Genomic DNA, 265 nt, shown 5'->3' with positions numbered 1-265 from the left:
CTGGTGGTTTAAAAAAGCATCTACTTTTAATACGGACGCGGACAACACCTTGCCGTCCTGTACAATGCGGTCTTGCAATTCTTTCATCTGATTTTCCCCCTCGAATGATCCCTACATGATCCCAATAAAATAAATAAAGCCCAGAGCGGACAGGTCACGAGCTGGCTGAAAACACAAACCAACACGAAGTGAAACCTGTCCCTCTGGGCTTTTCTCCCTCAGGTGTAACACGCATCGAGCGTGCCAGCGCCGCTTGGACCAGCCC

Annotated in this window: 1 pseudogene; it reads right to left on the bottom strand. The window is 49.8% G+C overall.

Going from position 1 to position 265, the window contains the following annotated elements:
- Window positions 1–87, bottom strand: a pseudogene (locus tag SB775_RS30425) (xanthine phosphoribosyltransferase); the annotation flags it as partial.
- Window positions 88–265: the final 178 nt, after the last annotated feature.

The sequence above is a fragment of the Peribacillus sp. SIMBA_075 genome, from assembly GCF_046534585.1.
This window is presented reverse-complemented; position numbering and strand designations above follow the sequence as displayed.